10 protein-coding genes and 1 pseudogene are annotated in these 15,794 nt (G+C 73.0%); 7 read left to right on the top strand and 4 right to left on the bottom strand.

The window, feature by feature from the left end:
- Positions 1-3: 3 nt before the first annotated feature.
- Positions 4-483: a cation:proton antiporter regulatory subunit gene (locus ACFXAE_RS03845; RefSeq protein ID WP_085575897.1), complete on the bottom strand. Its 480-nt coding sequence runs from the start codon at positions 481-483 to the stop codon at positions 4-6.
- A gap of 284 nt (positions 484-767) precedes the next feature.
- Here ACFXAE_RS03845 and ACFXAE_RS03840 point away from each other — a divergent pair, with 284 nt between their 5' ends.
- The 3 genes from ACFXAE_RS03840 to ACFXAE_RS03830 are packed head-to-tail and all read left to right on the top strand — an operon-like array spanning position 768 to position 4,743.
- Positions 768-1,649 (top strand): universal stress protein, encoded by an 882-nt coding sequence (locus tag ACFXAE_RS03840; protein WP_384707499.1) that lies wholly within the window; start codon positions 768-770, stop codon positions 1,647-1,649.
- 2 nt (positions 1,650-1,651) lie between these two features.
- On the top strand, positions 1,652-4,375 hold the full coding sequence (locus ACFXAE_RS03835; RefSeq protein WP_384707496.1) for a cation-translocating P-type ATPase: 2,724 nt from the start codon (positions 1,652-1,654) through the stop codon (positions 4,373-4,375).
- Entirely contained in the window at positions 4,372-4,743 is a 372-nt protein-coding gene (locus ACFXAE_RS03830) for a transposase (protein WP_384707913.1), read from the top strand. Before ACFXAE_RS03835 ends, ACFXAE_RS03830 begins: the two co-directional genes overlap by 4 nt.
- 343 nt (positions 4,744-5,086) lie before the next feature.
- On the opposite strand, the gene ACFXAE_RS03825 is transcribed toward ACFXAE_RS03830, so the two are convergent.
- The 3 genes and pseudogenes from ACFXAE_RS03825 to ACFXAE_RS03815 form a co-directional block, all read right to left on the bottom strand.
- Positions 5,087-5,584 (bottom strand): flavodoxin domain-containing protein, encoded by a 498-nt coding sequence (locus ACFXAE_RS03825; RefSeq protein ID WP_142191377.1) that lies wholly within the window; start codon positions 5,582-5,584, stop codon positions 5,087-5,089.
- 16 nt (positions 5,585-5,600) lie between these two features.
- Positions 5,601-5,786, bottom strand: a pseudogene (locus ACFXAE_RS03820) (BON domain-containing protein); the annotation flags it as partial.
- A gap of 63 nt (positions 5,787-5,849) precedes the next feature.
- Positions 5,850-8,546 (bottom strand): GNAT family N-acetyltransferase, encoded by a 2,697-nt coding sequence (locus tag ACFXAE_RS03815; protein WP_384707493.1) that lies wholly within the window; start codon positions 8,544-8,546, stop codon positions 5,850-5,852.
- A gap of 481 nt (positions 8,547-9,027) precedes the next feature.
- Between ACFXAE_RS03815 and ACFXAE_RS03810 the strand changes: the two genes are divergently transcribed.
- From ACFXAE_RS03810 to ACFXAE_RS03795, 4 genes are all read left to right on the top strand, one after another.
- Positions 9,028-9,606, top strand: a complete 579-nt coding sequence (locus ACFXAE_RS03810) for an NAD(P)H-dependent oxidoreductase (protein WP_384707490.1) — start codon at positions 9,028-9,030, stop codon at positions 9,604-9,606.
- 294 nt (positions 9,607-9,900) lie between these two features.
- Entirely contained in the window at positions 9,901-11,586 is a 1,686-nt protein-coding gene (locus tag ACFXAE_RS03805; RefSeq protein ID WP_384707487.1) for an NAD(P)H-dependent oxidoreductase subunit E, read from the top strand.
- Positions 11,583-14,270: a formate dehydrogenase subunit alpha gene (gene fdhF, locus ACFXAE_RS03800; RefSeq protein ID WP_384707484.1), complete on the top strand. Its 2,688-nt coding sequence runs from the start codon at positions 11,583-11,585 to the stop codon at positions 14,268-14,270. Before ACFXAE_RS03805 ends, fdhF begins: the two co-directional genes overlap by 4 nt.
- Positions 14,271-14,478: 208 nt before the next feature.
- Positions 14,479-15,651 (top strand): nitrate/nitrite transporter, encoded by a 1,173-nt coding sequence (locus tag ACFXAE_RS03795; RefSeq protein WP_384707910.1) that lies wholly within the window; start codon positions 14,479-14,481, stop codon positions 15,649-15,651.
- Positions 15,652-15,794 lie beyond the last annotated feature (143 nt).

Genomic DNA, 15,794 nt, shown 5'->3' with positions numbered 1-15,794 from the left:
CGCTCAGCCCTGGATGATGCGCTGGACGCCGGCGATGCCCTCGCGGGTCCCGATGACGACGAGCACGTCTCCTGCTTCCAAGGGCTGGACGGGGCCGGGTGAGGCAATGACGTCCTCGCCCCGGACGACCGCCACGATCGACGCGCCGGTGCGCGTCCGGGCCCGCGTGTCCCCGAGCATCCGTCCGGCGAACGGACTGTCGGACCGGACCTCGACCTGCCCCGCGCTCAGTCCGGGCACCTCGCGCGTCAGGTCGGCGAAACGCTCCGCGATGCGCGGGGCACCGAGGATCTCGGCGAGGGCGTCGGCCTCCTCGCTCGTCAGTCTGAGCACCGGGTGGGCCTCGTCGGGATCGTCGCCCGGGTAGACGACCAGCTCGAACTCCCCCGAGCGCTGGGCGACGACGCCCACCCGGTCGCCCTCGTGGTTGACGAACTCGTAGCGCAGCCCCACGCCGGGCAGCAGCACCTCGCTGACGTCCATGCCTCTCACCCTGTCGGCCGTGTCGGGTCCGGATCCGTGCGGGCGGGACCGCGCCCCGTGGCCCCGCCGTACTCGGTTTCTTCGGCACGCGCGACAGGTCACCCGAGTACGGGCGCCCCGGCGTGGTCCGTCCGGGGGAACACGATCTCCTGGCCTGTCGGCGGGCCGGGTCAGGGCCGAGTGGCCCGGGTCCTGGCCCTGTCGGACCCTGGCCGGGGTGATCGCCCTGCTGGAGGGTGGAACCGAGGGGCCGCGTCCGCGGCCTCCCGAAGAGGGAGAGCCCAGTGAGTGATCCGGTGATCGTGGGGGTGGACGGTTCGGCGTCGAGCCTCACCGCGGTCGATGTCGCGGCCCGCGAGGCCCGCCTGCGCAGCACATCGCTGCGCATCGTCCACGCCATCGGCCGCCCGTCCGCGCACCTGCCGTCCGGCGCGGCGCCGTGGAGGCCGGCCGACCACGGCCTGGAGCCGTTGGTGCACGGACAACTGGCCCGGGCGGAGGAACGGGCGCGCACGGCCGCGCCGGGCGTCGAGATCACTCGCTCGGTGGTGACCGGTGACGCGATCGAGGTCCTGGAGATCGAGTCGCGGTCGGCGGCGCTGACGGTGGTCGGCAGTCGCGGCCTGACGGGCTTCTCCGGGCTGCTGCTCGGCTCGACGGCGGTGCACCTGGCCGCGCACGGCCACGGCCCGCTGATGGTGGTGCGCGGCCGCCCGGACCCGGCCGGACCGGTGCTGCTCGCCGTGGACGGCTCCCCGGCCGGGGAGCCGGCGGTGGAGTTCGCGTTCGCCGAGGCCGCGCTGCGCGGCGTCCCGCTCGTGGCACTGCACGCGTGGAACACCTGGAGCGAACGCGCCTACGAGGGGCCCGGCGATCCGCTGACCGCGGTGGTGGCGGACGCCGACCGGCTGCGGGAGGCCGAACAACGGCTCCTCGACCGGACCGTGGCCGCCTGGCAGAAGACCTACCCGCAAGTCACCGTCGAGCGGCGCCTGGTGCGGTCCCGGATCCGCAACGCGCTGATCGACGCCAGCCGGGAGGCCCAGCTGGTGGTGGTCGGAGCCCGGGGCAGCGGCGGCTTCACCGGCCTGCTCCTGGGATCGGTCAGCCAGGCGCTGCTGCACCACGCCCACTGCCCCGTCACCGTCGTCCGCGGCAAGGAGTGACCGTGTCCCAGCGGACCGCAGTGCCCGCCCCGCCCTCACTCCACTGCGAGGACGCCTACGGGCGGGAGGCCGCCGAGGTGGCGGACCTGCTCGGCGTCGCCCCGGCCACGGGCCTGACCACGGCCGAAGCCGAACGGCGGGCCGCCGACCACGGAGCCAACGAGCTGGCCGAACCGGCCCGCAGGCCTCAGTGGCTACGCCTGCTGGACCAGTTCCGCAGCTGGCTGATCGGCATCCTGCTCGCCGCCGCCGTCGTCGCCGGCGTCATCGGTGAGATCAAGGACGCGGTCGTCATCACCATCGTCCTGTTCGTCAACGCCACCATCGGCTATGCGCAGGAACGCCGCGCCGAGCGCAGCCTGGAAGCGCTGCGCCGCATGCTCGTCCCCATCGCCCGGGTACGCCGCGACGGCCGGGTACTGAACGTTCCGGCCGGCACCCTCGTACCGGGTGACATCGTCCTGCTGGAAGCCGGCGACCGCGTATCGGCCGACGGGCGGCTGACGGTCGCGGAGTCCGTCGAGTCCGCCGAGGCCGCGCTGACCGGCGAGTCGCACCCGGTCGCGAAGACGACCGCGCCCACCGTCGGGGAAGGCGACGGTGAAGTGCCCGTCGCCGAGCGCACCGCCATGCTCTTCATGAACACGGTGCTGACCCGGGGCCGTGCCGAGATGATCGTCACCGCCACCGGCATGCACACCGCGGTCGGCGCGATCGCCGAGGAACTGCGCACCGGTGGCGACGCGCCCAGTCCGCTGCAGATCCAGATGGACAGTCTCGGCCGGCGGCTCGCGCTCGTCAGCGGGGCCGCCGTGAGCGCCTACGCGCTCGTGGCGCTCGTTCGTGGGGAACCGCTCGCCGACCTCGCGCTGCGGGCCGTCGCGCTGGCCGTCGCGGCCATCCCCGAAGGGCTGCCCGCCGTCCTCGCGCTCACCCTCGCCCTGGGCGTCCACCGCATGGCCCGCCGCGGCGCCATCGTCAAGCGTCTGGCGTCCGTGGAGGCACTCGGCTCGGCGACCGTGGTGTGCAGCGACAAGACCGGCACGCTGACGATGAACGAGATGACCACCCGGGCCCTGTGGGTCGCCGGACGCCGGTACGACGTGACCGGTGAGGGCTACGACACCGCCGGGACCGTCCGCGCGGCCGATGGGCAGCCCGCCCCTGACCTTCGGGACACCGTGCTGCCCTTCGCCCTGTGCAGCGACGCCCGGCTCGGTGCCGAGGGCGTGATCGGCGACCCCACCGAGGCCGCCCTGCTCGTCCTCGCCGCCAAGGCGGGCCTCGACACCGAGCTGCACACCCGGACTCCGCGCGTCGGTGAGATCCCCTTCGACCCCGCCGCGAAGTACATGGCCACCTTCCACCCGGGCCCCCACGGATCCGTCCACGTGCACGCCAAGGGCGCGGTCGACGTCCTGCTGGACCGGTGCACCCACCTGATGACCGACCGGGGTCCCGCTCCCCTCACCGCGGAGCGCCGCCGCGAGGTCCTCGACGTCGCGCGGCGCATGGGCGGTGAGGGCCTGCGCGTCCTCGGTGCCGCCACCGCCGTGAGCGAACGGCTCGATGCCGATCAGGTGGCCGGGCTGACGCTCACCGCTGTCGCGGGCATCACCGACCCACCGCGTCCCCAGGCGCGCGACGCCGTCGCCCTCGCCCAGGCCGCCGGCGTCACCGTGAAGATGATCACTGGGGACCATGCGGACACCGCCACCGCCATCGCCCGCGAGCTGGGCATCACCGGCGACGTCGTCACCGGTGCCGAGCTGGCCCGGATGAGCGAGCAGGACCTCGCGGACCGCGTCGAGGGCATCGGGGTCTTCGCCCGCGTCGCCCCCGAGCACAAGGTCACCATCGTCCGCGCCCTCTCCCGGCGCGGGCACATCGTGGCCATGACCGGCGACGGCGTCAACGACGCGGCCGCCCTGCGCGCCGCCCACATCGGCGTCGCCATGGGCGTCACCGGCACCGACGTGGCCAAGGAAGCCGCCGACATGGTGCTCACGGACGACGACTTCTCCACCATCGTCCGCGCGGTCCGGGAGGGCCGTTCCATCTACGACAACATCGTCACCTTCGTCCGCTTCCAGCTGTCCACCAACATCGGCGCCATCCTCACCCTGCTCGCCACCGTGCTGGCCGGACTGCCCGCCCCCATGTCGGCGATCCAGCTGCTGTGGGTCAACATCATCATGGACGGACCGCCCGCCATGGCGCTCGGCATCGACCCGCCACGGGGCAACGTGATGCGGCGTCCGCCCCGCCCGCCCGGCGAACGCATCCTCAACGGCCGACGCCTGATCGCCGTCACCCGCTCCGGCGCGGTCATGGCCGCCGGCACCGTGGCCGTCTTCGCCGCCGCCCGCGCCCTCACCGACGACACCGCGACGGCGACCACGATGGCGTTCACCACGTTCGTACTGTTCCAGCTCTTCAACGCCCTGGCCGTTCGCAGCGAGGACGGCCCCGTCCTGGGGCGCCACCAGCTGCACAACCGCACCCTCTGGTTCTGCCTGGCGGCAGTGCTCGTCCTCCAGATCACCGCCGTCCAGGCCCCGTTCGCCCAAGACGTCTTCGACACCGTCGCCCTCAGCGCCGCCCAATGGACCGTCTGCCTGCTCACCGCCTCCGGCGTGCTCCTGGCAGAACACGCCTGGCGCGCCGTGCACTCACGGCACGGCACCGCACGTGACGCGGGCGGGGTGAGCCGCCTCGAGAACTGAACGGACGGCCGGCGCGGTCACCACCTGCCCGGAGGAGGAGCCGAAGCACGAACCCGCGCAACGGCCACCCCGGCGACCTGTCCGACGACCGCTGGGAGTTGATCGAACCCGTGCTGTCCACCCAGCGGTCCCGGCGCCGCCGGGACGCCCTGGGCATCGGCCGCCCGCCCGTGCACGGCCTGCGGCTCATCACGAACACCGTCCTCCACCCGGACCGCACCGCGATCCCCTGGCGCGGTCTGCCCCACTCGTACGGTCTGCCTCGGCAGAAACCGGGGGCCAGCGGCGCGTGCCCGCACGGCCGCGGCCCGCTCGCGCCGCCTGTCAGCAAGCCCACCGATCACCGTCCATCGCGTCAGGGGGCATAGTGTTCGACGAAGACGGTTCTCCCGGCCCGTTCCTGAAGGTTCTGCTATACGCGGTTCCCGCGCTCGCCATCGGCGAGACGCCGTGGGAGTGGCTCACCACAAATGTGTGGGGCGCGATGGCCGAGCACCCGTGGTGGACCGCGCTCATCACTGCCGGTGCCTTTCTCGTGCTCATCTTGACGGGCACGCTCCTGGCACTCCTTTGCGATGCCCGGAGTCGTGCGGGCTCGGGCGACGCACTCGTCACACCGTCCGATGAGGAAGTCGAACGGCTTCCGGACCAACGAAGAGGACGACCCCGGTGCCGGGCACCGGGGTCTCGGCAAGGAGCCGTACCAGCTCCTCACATGTGCCTCATCTCGTCGGCGACCCGCGCCGCCCACGTCTCGATCGCGGCGAAGTCACGGAAGTCGCCCCCCTTTCCGTTACGCAGGATCATCCGGGCGACCCAGCCCTTGGCGCCCTCCTCCAGGCATCCGCCGAGGGTGACGTGGTCCCGGGCGTCGAGTGCGACCATGGCCCTCTTCACGCCGGGAACGGGCGGGATGTCGCGCTCCGAGGCCGACGCGTCCAGCGGACCGCTGCTGAACAGCCACAGGGGACGTTCGGCCAAGGCACGGCGATGCCGTCGCAGGAACCGGCGGGCGTCCTTCTGCCAGCGTCCGGCGTACAGTCCGGCGCCGGCCACGACGGCCTCGTACGGCGCCACGCTGTCAACGGACCGGGCCGGCACGACGTCCACCGTGAGCCCGTCCTTGCGCAGGACCTCGGCGATGCTCTCGGCGATCTGCGCGGTGGATCCGTTCGTGCTTCCGTAGGTGACCAACACGGTGCCGGTCATGGCGGTGCACCTCCTCTCACATCCGGCGCAGCCAGTCGTCGGCCACGCCGTGCGGCGCCTGCGGCTCGTTGCCGCGCAGACGCGTGTCGTCCAGTCGGTGAGTGAGGTGGTCGACGACTCCGACCACACCGTCGATCCGGCCGGCCATCGCCAGGGCGATCTCCTTCTCGCTCCTGCGTTCCGTGTGCCCGGTGAGCGTGACGAACCGAGCCGACCTTGTGGTGCATCATGTCCGCTCCTTCCGTCAGTGATCAGTCACTGGCTCTCAGCGGAGCCGACGCAGATAGGGGTCCTGAGGTCTGCACGGCACCAGGCGGATCCGCGCGTCGAGCACGGTGACGCCGTCCGGTGTCGCAAGAACCGGGTTGAAGTCGGCCTCGGCGAGCTGCGGCAGGTCCGCCGCCATGCGGGACAGCCGCAGCAGCAGCTGTTCCAGGCCGCCGAGATCGACGGCGCCGCCGCCGCGTGCGCCGAACAGCAGCGGAGCGCAGCGCGGGGAGGTCATCAGGTCGTGTACGTCGTGGTCGGTGAGGGGGGCGAGGCGAGCGGCGTGGTCGGCGAGGACCTCGGTGGCCGTACCGCCGAGCCCGAACAGCACGAGCGGTCCGAAGACCTGGTCCTGGACGACACCGGCGAACAGCTCGGTGCCGCGGGCGACGAGGGGTTGCAGGACGACACCGGTCATGGGCCCGGCGAACCGGGTCCTGAGGTCGCGGAACGCGGACCGGATCTGCTGGCCGCCGCGCAGGTCGAGGCGGACGGCGCGCTGTTCGCTCTTGTGCACGAGTCCGGGCCAGTGCGCCTTCATGACCACCCGGCCGTCCACGCCGCGCAGCCGGTCGGCGGCCATCACGGCCTCGTCCTCGGTCCCGGCCCAGGCCCACGGAATCTGCGGGACGCCGTAGCAGGTCAGCAGTCCGGCGCAGGTGCGGGGGTCGAGCCAGGCGCCGTCGGGGTGGGCGGCGAGGTGGTCCGCGACGAGGGTGCGGGCCCGCTCCGTCTCCACGCCGTCGAGGTGGGGAATCGTCCCGGCGGGCCGGGCCAGCCACGCCGCGCGGTGTGCGGCATGGGCCAACGCCCGTGCGGCGGACTGCGCTTCGGCGTACGAGGGGATGCTGCCGCCTTCGGCGGCGGGCAGCAGCTCGACGGACAGCCCCTGTTCGAGGCGTACCACGGCCACCGGCTTCGGCCTCCGGCCGGCAGCGCCGGTGACGGCCCGCACGAGGTCGTCGCCGGTCGCCGCGGCGACCGCCGTGGGGACCAGCGCCACGAGAACGGCGTCGATGCCGTCGTACCGCATGATCCGTTCCACACACTCCGTGAGCTGCTGTTCCGTGACAGCGGCGGTGGCGTCGACGGGGTTGCCGACGCCGGCGCCCTCGGGGAGGACGGCGAGCAGGTCGTCGATCAGTCCCGGAGCGGGCGCGGGGAGGGCGAGTCCGGCCTCGGCGCAGGCGTCGGCCGCGAGGACTCCTGCTCCGCCCGCGTTGGTGACGATCGCGACACGGGATCCCGCGGGAAGGGGTTGTGCGTGCAACAGGGCAGCCGTTTCGAGAAGTTCACCGACCGAGCGGGTGGCGGTGATGCCGGCCTGGGTGAACAGCGCGCCGCGCGTCATGGTGCGGGTGGCAGCGGCCGCTGTGTGCGAGGCGGCGGCCTTCCGGCCCGCCTCGGTGCGGCCGGCGTCCACGGTCAGCACCGGCATCCGACGGGTCACCCGCCGGGCGGTGCGGGAGAAGGCGCGCGGGTTGCCGAAGGACTCCAGATGCAGCAGCGCGAGATCCGTGCGGCCGTCGCTCTCCCACCACTGGAGCATGTCGTTGCCGCTGACGTCGTACTTGTCGCCCAGGGAGGCGAAGGAGGAGACACCGATAGCGAGCCGGGACAGCCCTTCCAGCAGCGCGATGCCGACACCGCCGGACTGCACGGCGACCCCCGCGGTGCCGGGGTGCGGATGGCCTGCGGCGAACGTGGCGTCGAGGCTCAGATCCGGGTCGGTGTTGGAGATGCCGAGGCAGTTGGGGCCGACGAGTCGCATGCCGTAGGTGCGGCAGGCGGTCAGGAGCGCCTGGGCGTGGCCGCTGTCGAGGCCCGCGGAGACCACCACCAGGGCCCGTACGCCTGCCCTTCCGCACTCCTCGGCGACCACGGGAACCGCGTGGGCGGGCGTGGCGATCACGGCGAGGTCGGGCGTCCTGGGCAGGGAGGGGACCGAGGGGTACGACGGCACGCCCAGGATGGCGGTGGCGCCGGGGTTCACCGCGAACAGACGGCCGGTGTAGCCACCCGAGTGCAGCTGGTGCAGGATCGCCCGGCCGACCGAGCCGGGTGTGCGTCCGGCACCGACGACCGCCACGGTCCTCGGCCGCAGCAAGGGCCGCAGACTGGCGACGTCGGCGGTCCGGCCGCGTTCCTCGACCGCCGTGAGGTACGCGTCGCTCTGGTCGAGGATGACGGTGCAGCGCACCTCCGGCCCTTCGAAGTGGCGCTCGGTGCGCAGACCGAGGTCGGCGAAGAGTTTCAGAACCTCATGGTTCTCGCTGAGCGCGTCGGCGGTGAAGGCCGTGATCCCGTCGGCGCGGGCGGCGGAGACGAGGTGCTCGATGATCAGCGTACCCACACCGCGGTGGTGCAGTCCGTCGGCGACGGCTATGGCGACCTCGGCCGTGTCCTTCTCGTCGCCGGACTCGTACTCGCCGACGCCGACCACCCGGCCCTGCGTCTCGGCGAGCAGCGCGCGGCAGCCGGGGCCGACCGGTCCGCAGACCCTGTCCGCGGAGAGTCGGGCCGAGCCACGGCAAGGGGAGAAGAACCTCAGCCGCAGGTTCTCCGGGGACATCTCCTCGTACAGCCCCTGGATCTGCTCGTGATCGCCGGGCCGGACCGGACGGATGCAGACGGTGGTGCCGTCCGCGAGCAGGGCGTGGACGGGGGGCCGGTCGGTCACGTCGTGCTGCGTCATCACGGAACTCCTCACGCAACCTGTCTGTCATATCGAGCATCCGGCCGATCGGGCGGGAGTTCCATGGGCTGTCCGGGGTGAGGACGGGGCCGGTCGGCCCAAGTCCGTGCCGGTCGGCCCAAGGTGCCGGGGGTATGTGCTTCGGCGCGTGCGCGGGCTTGACCCTGCGTGCGCGAGAGCCGGACATGGCGGAGCGCCGCGCCTGGAGGCGGTGCGGCGCTCGGTGCCGGCCGGCATGCGGTCAGGCGTCGTGGTGCGGTACCACGGCGACCGGGCGGGCTCGGCACCATCAGCACCGCCGCCACCGTCCTCACCACCGCCTCACCGCACAACCGTCGGCAACCTGGAGGCGACCTCATCGAGAAGTTGTCGGGCCGGTACGAGGTACCTCCTGACGGGCGACTCTGCCCCGCGAGCGGGGTTGTCGGTTCGGGGCGTGGTAAGTCCCCCTACGGGGCCCTCCATTTTATCGGGAGCAAGGGTGCGGCGCGTTCTCGTCATCGACGGCCATCCGGATGCCGGCAGCTACTGTGCCGCCCTGGCGCACGCCTACGTGGAGGGCGCCAGGGCGGGCGGGCACGAGGTTCGACTGCTCTGTGTCAGGGACATGCGCTTCGATCCGGTCCTCCACGGAGGTTTCACCCACCCGCAGACGCTGGAACCCGATCTCGTCGATGCGCGGGACGCCGTCCGCTGGTGCGAGCACTTCGTGATCGTGACCCCCTGCTGGTGGTGGCACGTCCCGGCGCTGCTGAAGGGATTCATTGATCGGGTCTTCCTGCCGGGCGTCGGAGTGGAGTACCTGAAGCGGCCGCCATACATCCGCAAGCTCCTGAAGGGGCGCTCGGCACGAGTGATCTATACGCAGAACTCCCCGCAAGCCGTGGCACTCCTGGCGCGCGAGGATCTGTTCTGGCGGAACATGCGCCGGGCCTTTCTGCGCCACTGCGGATTCCGCCCGGTCCGGCGCACCCTTCTGGCCAATATGCAGTCGGCGAACCGGAAACGGCGTGAGCGGTGGCTGAGGAAGGTCCGCGAGCCGGGGCTCGCAGGCCGCTAGGGAACGCCGTCGATACAGCGTCTCCCTCCGGACGGAACCCCGGTGACACTCCCTGGGGGAAGGGGGGCGATGTGGTGGTCGATGCTGGTCACAGCGGCCTGCCTCCTCTCGCTCACGAGGGATCAGCCGGTCCAGGCCACGGGCACGAAACACCTTCGGGCTCCGGCGACGTGGTCCGGGCTGCGACCTCGGTCCTGACGCTCCAGCTCCTGTCGTCGGGGCCTTCGATGCCGCTGCCCGCCCGTGCCGGCCGCTCAGGCTGCGGTCCGGTACACCCTCCCCCACGATGAATGCATGGCGTTCATCCGATCCGCTCGCACCTTCGACGCCTTCCGGGCGCTGGCGGACCGGCGTGGGCGGCCGGGAGACAGGCTGATCGAGTCCCTGGCCGAGGCCAGGGACGGAACATCGGACAGCCCCGAGAGCTGGGCGCCGGCTGTCGCCTCCCGTACCGGCCTGCCCGCTGCCGCCGCGCTGGGACCCGCCAGTTACTACGCGGACCTCTCCGCCCCGCACGGTGACCGTCATGTGCGGGTGTGCACCGCGACGGCGTGCTTCGCCGCAGGGGGCGGAGGGCACCTCGCGGAGGTGGAGCGCGTACTGGGCGTCGCCGCGCACACCGCCTCGCCCCGCGGTGACGTGTCGGTGCAGACCGTCCGCTGCCTGGGCTACTGCTATGCGGGGCCCGCCGCGCTCGACGGCGACACACCGTGTACCGGGGCGACCCTCCCGGCTCAGCTCGCGGGACGGGAGCCGCCGCGGGCGCCGGAGATCCCGGCGGTCGACGACACCGGTGACCCGGTCCTGCTGGGCGGCGTGCTCTCCGGTGAGCCGACGTGGCAGGTGTGGCCGGGGACGGTGTCGTCCGGCACTCCGGAAGAGGTCCGGCGTGAGGTGGCGGCGTCCGGGCTCCGGGGACGCGGCGGTGCCGGATTCCGCGTGGCGGCGAAATGGGAGGCGGCGGGCCGCGCCCCCGGGACCGTGGTGGTCGCCAACGGAGACGAGGGCGATCCGGGTTCGTACGCCGACAGGCTGCTGATGGAGGCCGACCCGGGGCGCGTCCTGGAGGGTCTGGCCCTGGCCTGCTTCGCGTGCGGGGCCCGCCAGGGCGTGGTGCTGGTGCGCTCCGAATACCCGGCCGCACTGGCGCGGATGCGGGAAGCGGTGCGCCGGGCGTACGAGGGCGGGCACCTCGGACCGTCGGTGCACGGGACGGCCACCTCCCTGGACATCCACGTCGTCCAGGGCGCCGGCTCCTACGTCGCCGGTGAGGAGACCGCGCTCATCGCAGGGCTGGAGGGCGGCCGCGGATGCGCCCGGCCCCGCCCGCCGTACCCGACCGAGCACGGCCTGTGGGACGCGCCGACCGTGGTCAACAACGTCGAGACCCTGGCGGCCGTCCCCTGGATCGTCCGGCACGGCGGTCCGCAGTACGCCCGGCGCGGTACGTCCGACGAGACGGGAACCAAGCTGGTCTGCCTCTCGGAGCGGTTCGCCCGGCCGGGCTGCTACGAGGTCGAGCTCGGCACGCCGGTGCGGCGGATCGTCACCGAGTTGGGAGGCGGTCTGAAGGACGGAGCCGTGCTGACGGCGCTCCAGGTCGGCGGACCGCTGGGCGGCTTCCTCGCCGCCGACGCGCTGGACGTGCCGCTGTCGGAGGCGGGACTGTCGGCCCGGGGCGCCGCCCTCGGGCACGCCGGGCTCGTCGCCTTCGACGAACGCGTGGCACCGGAGGACGTGCTGCGTCACGTATGGGAGTTCGCCGCGGCCGAGAGCTGCGGCGCATGTTCGCCCTGCCGCGTCGGCTCGCGGCTCGGTCTGGAGTGGGCCCTGGCCGGTGCCCCGCCGGACCAGGAGTGGGAGCGGCTGTCGCGGCTCCTCACCGAGGCGAGCCTGTGTGCCTTCGGGCGGCGGATTCCGCCCGCCGTGCACAGCCTCGCCCGCGCCTACGGGAACCGGTCGGCGGGATGGGGGCCATGAACGGATTCATGATCGAGATCGACGGCACCGGCGTTGCGGTACCCGACGGGTCGTCCCTGCTCACGGCGGTGCGGGCGGCCGGTGTCGAGCTGCCCTCACTCTGCTCCGACGACCGGCTCAGTCCCGCCGGGTCGTGCCGTACGTGTCTCGTGAGGGCCGGGGGGCGCATCGTGGCGGCCTGTGTCACTCCGGCCTCCCCCGGCATGCGCGTGGACACCGGGAGCGACGACGTCGTGCGGCTGCGCCGGGACGCGGTGGAGGTCATCGTCTCCGCACTGCCGCCCCGGGCCCTCGCCGACGGCGGTCCCGGCGAACTGGCGCACGTCTGCCGGTCGCTGGGCATCGGCCCCGAGGCGGCACAGGGCGCCGGAGGCCGGGGCGTGGACGACTCCCATCCGTATGTCCACCTGGATCGGGACCTGTGCATCGCGTGCGGCCGATGCGTGCGGATGTGCTCCGAGGTGCAGGGCACCTTCGCGCTCACCCTGGTCGGCCGGGGCGGTGACACGGTCGTGGCCCCGGGTACCGGCGGGCCCTGGATCGAGTCGGACTGCGTGGCCTGCGGCGGCTGCGTGGACACCTGCCCCACGGGGGCGATCAGCCAGCCCGGACCGGCGCGTGGGCTCACCTCGGCGTTCCACCCGGCGGAGGGCCGGACGCGCACCACGTGCGGCTACTGCGGTGTGGGCTGCGCCCTCGACGTGGTCACGCGGGACGGTGAGGTCACGGCGGTGCTGCCCGCCCGGGACGGCCCGGTCAATCGAGGCCACGCGTGCGTGAAGGGCCGCTTCTCCCACGGATTCCGCACCTCCCCGGAACGGCTCACCCGGCCCCTGCTGCGACGCGACGGCGTGCTGGAGCCGGCCGGCTGGGACGAGGCGCTGGCCCACGTCGCCCGGGGACTGCGGGCCGCCGTCGACGCGGGCGGCCCGGACGCCGTGGCGGCGATCTCCTCGGCCCGCGCCACCAACGAGGAGAACTACCTCGTACAGAAGTTCATGCGGGTCGTCATCGGCACCAACAACGTCGACAACTGCTCCCGCCTCTGCCACTCCCCCTCCGCCGCCGGCCTCACCGCTTCCTTCGGGCTCTCCGGCGGCACCGACACCTTCGACGACGTGGAGCGGGCCGACTGCCTGCTGGTGGTCGGGGCCAATCCCGTCGAGGCCCACCCGGTGGTCGGAGCCCGGCTGCTGAGGCAGGTTCTCCGCGGAGCCCGGCTGGTCGTCGCCGATCCACGGGCCGTGGGCCTCGCCCTGCACGCCGACGTGCACCTGCGTCCGCGTCCCGGCACCAACGTGGCGCTCTTCCACGGGCTCGCCCACGTCCTGCTCACCGAAGGGCTGACCGACGAGGAGTTCCTGCGCGAACGCGCCACCGGGCTGCCCGAACTCACCGAACTGCTGGCCGACTACCCGCCCGACCGGGTCGCGGACCTCACCGGTGTACCCGCCGCGGACCTGGTCGCCGCCGCCCGCCTCTATGGCGGGGCCGGGCGGCCGGCCATCGTCTACGGCCTGGGCGTGACCGAGCACCTCCACGGCACCGACGGGGTGCGGTCCCTGGCCAACCTGGCGATCCTGCGCGGCGCCGTGGGCACCGACCGCGGCTACGGGGTCAACCCGCTGCGCGGCCAGAACAACGTGCAGGGCGCCTCCGACATGGGCGCCCTGCCGGACCTCCTGCCCGGATACGGCAAGGTCACCGACGCCGCCGTCCGCTCGCGGGCCGCGGACGTCTGGGGCGTGCCCGTCCCGGCGCGGCCCGGGCTTCGGATCCCGGGCATGTTCGCCGCCGCGCGAGCCGGGGAGCTGCGGGCGCTGTGGATCGTCGGCGAGGACGTCTGCGCGACCGACCCCGACGCCGACCAGGTGGCCCGGGCCCTGGACGCCTGTCCGTTCGTCGTCTGCAACGAGCTGTTCCTGTCCGAGACCGCCCGGCACGCCGATGTCGTCCTGCCCGCCGCGTCCTGGCTGGAGAAGGACGGCACCTTCGTCAACTTCGACCGCCGGTTCCAGCGCGTGCGCCCCGCCGTGCCCCCGCCGGGGCAGGACCGAACCGACTTCGACATCCTGCGGGCCGTCGCCGAGGCCATGGGAGCCGGTCTGGGCTGCCCGACTCCCGCCGACGCCCTAGCCGAATGCGGTCGGCTCGCGCCCGTCTTCGCCGGACTCTCCCACGACCGCCTGGACCGGGAGGGCTCCGTGCCATGGCCCTGCCGCTCCCCCCACGGCCCCGGAGAGGCCAAGCTGTACACGGAGCGCTTCGCCACACCGGACGGGCGGGCCCACCTGGCCGCCGCCCCCTATCTCCCGCCCGGCGAACAACCCGACGACGACTATCCGCTGGTCCTGGTCACCGGGCGGCGCTGGGCGCACTACAACTCCGGAAGCATGACGCGGCGCGGCGGCAACCTGGCGCTCGATCCTGTCGACTTCCTGGATCTCCACTCCGACGACGCCGGCCGGTACGGCCTGCGGGACGGCCAGGACGTCACGGTGGAAAGCCGACACGGACGGGCCCGGCTCGTCGTCCGCGTCGGTGAGCAGACGGCCCCCGGGCAGGTCTTCTGCTCCTTCCACTTCCCCACGAGCGGGGTGAACCGACTCACTTCCGACATCGCGGACACCGTCACGTCCTGCCCCGAGTACAAGGTCACGGCAGTCCGCGTGGCCGCGCCGTGAGAAGGACACCCGCACTGCAAATATCCCTTTATGCGCAAGTTCTCGTCGGCCTGGAGAAGCAGAGTGCCCCGAGGCCCCAGGTGCGGCCGCACCGCGTACAGGAGGGTGAGGGGCCGTGCGTCCCCGGCCCCGGGCCGATTCCGTGTGTCGCCGGTGTTCGATTCGAGGAGAGGGTGAGCCGGTGAGCCGTTCCACGCAGCCGGCGCACATGCTGGCCCTGGCCACGGCCGGGTTCATGGCCGGCTTCTGGGCGTGGGCCCTGCTGGGGCCGCTCGGCCCGACGCTCCGCGAAGACCTGGGTCTCAGTTCGTTCGAGCAGTCACTCGTGGTGGCCGTGCCGGTGTTCGTCGGCTCGCTCGGCCGGATCCCGGTCGGGGCACTGACCGACCGCGTCGGTGCCCGCCGGATGTTTCCCCTCGTCACCGCCCTGACCGTCCTGCCCGTGCTGTACCTGGGTCATCTGGCCGACTCCCTGGCCGAGTTCCTCGTCGGCGGCTTCTTCCTCGGGCTGGGCGGCACCACGTTCGCCGTCGGTGTTCCGTTCGTCAACGCCTGGTACCCGCCCGAACGACGCGGCCTGGCCCTCGGCATCTTCGGCATCGGCACGGGCGGCACCGCCGTCTCGGCCTTCACCACCGTGCAGTTGGCCGACGCCGTCGACCGGAGCTTTCCCTTCACCCTCGTCGCCGTGACCCTGGCCGGCTACGCCGTCACCGCGCACTTCCTCCTGCGCGACCAGCCGGAACGCGCCATCCCGGGCGGCTCCCTGCTCACGCGCACCACCGCCACCCTACGGATGCCCACCGCCTGGCAGCTGGCCTTCCTCTATGCCGTGGCCTTCGGAGGGTTCGTCGCCTTCAGCGTCTACCTGCCCACCTACCTCACCACCGCCTACGGTCTCGGGCGTTCCGACGCCTCCCTGCGCACCGCCGGCTTCGTCGTCCTCGCGGTCACCGCGCGTCCGGCGGGAGGCTGGCTCTCCGACCGGCTGCACCCGGTCCCCGTGCTCATCGGGGCGTACGCCACCGTCGCCGCACTCGCCCTCCTCGCCTCCCTGGAACTCCCCCTGGTCCCGATCGGCACCCTGGCCTTCCTCGGCATGGCCGCGGCCCTGGGAGCCGGATCAGGCGCCGTGTTCGCCCTCGTCGCCCGCCTCGTACCCGCCGACCGGGTGGGTTCGGTCACCGGTGTCGTCGGCGCCGCCGGCGGACTGGGCGGCTTCTTCCCGCCCCTGGTCATGGGCGCGGTCTACAGCATCGCCGACGACTACACCTGGGGATACCTGCTCCTGGCCCTCACCGCTGCCGCCACCTGTGCCTTCACCGCGACCGTGGTCCGGCATCATGCCGTGCGCCCGGGCGGACACGAGCGAGGTGCCTGACGGTCTCCGGCGGAACCCCGGGGGCCGTCGGAGAACCGACTGCGAGTGGCCGTGACCCCGGCCCGGGGCGGCAGGGCAGGGAGGCGAACCCGGCAGGCGTCCGCCCCGCCGTGTGAGGCGTTCCGAAGGCCGAGGACATGGCT

It is taken from the genome of Streptomyces sp. NPDC059454 (genome assembly GCF_042749965.1).
Lineage (GTDB): Bacteria > Actinomycetota > Actinomycetes > Streptomycetales > Streptomycetaceae > Streptomyces.
Note: the sequence above shows the minus strand (reverse complement) of the source record. Positions and strands in the feature narration are given on the sequence as shown.